The organism is Shewanella sp. NIFS-20-20 (assembly GCF_019209865.1).
Lineage (GTDB): Bacteria > Pseudomonadota > Gammaproteobacteria > Enterobacterales > Shewanellaceae > Shewanella.
Genome location: NZ_JAHUTT010000139.1, coordinates 1 through 587, shown reverse-complemented (window position 1 = coordinate 587; position 587 = coordinate 1). Strand labels below are relative to the sequence as shown.

Sequence of the window (587 nt, the reverse complement as noted above, 5' to 3'; positions counted from 1 at the left end):
TAATGCCGTTCACTTAGTGTGAACGGCATTTTTCTTAGACTTAATGGGATACTTGTTTTTACTCATTTTTAACGCACGTGGATAGGCCCTATCCCGTTTCCCATCAAGCTTGAACTGTCTCGCATTACGCACTATGTCCAAGACATCTCTCGGGACATTCCCTGGCGTTTGAGATGACAGCTGAGTCAGTTTTAAAATGATATAACTCGACGCATCTCTAAAGCTCAATTGGTTCGGATGTAACGACGGTAAGCTTTTAGCCATCAACACCATCTTGTATCTGATGAGGTTATAGGCCAACAGTACCCCCCACAATTCTTGGATAACCAGCTCAGGTAATTGACTGCGTAACGTAAAGCGACTCTCCAGAAGATGCTGCTTTATCTCCCGATAGCCCACTTCTATCTCCCATCGATGGGCATATAAATCCACTATCTCAGCCCCCGGATAACGTAAGGGGTCAGTTAAAGAGGTCAAAATGGAAACCAATTTACCTTTTACCGTCTTCGTCAGTAAGCGAGCTACAATATTGTCAGGCAGCATAGGCCATTTTTTTCTGGCTTGAGGTGTGGGGGTTAACTGCACCA

At 44.6% G+C, this 587-nt stretch carries 1 protein-coding gene; it reads right to left on the bottom strand.

The genetic code is table 11. From position 1 onward, the window contains the following. Window positions 1-9: 9 nt before the first annotated feature. A partial coding sequence (locus KU855_RS18795) for a transposase (protein ID WP_218532834.1) occupies window positions 10-587 on the bottom strand: 578 nt, incomplete at its 5' end.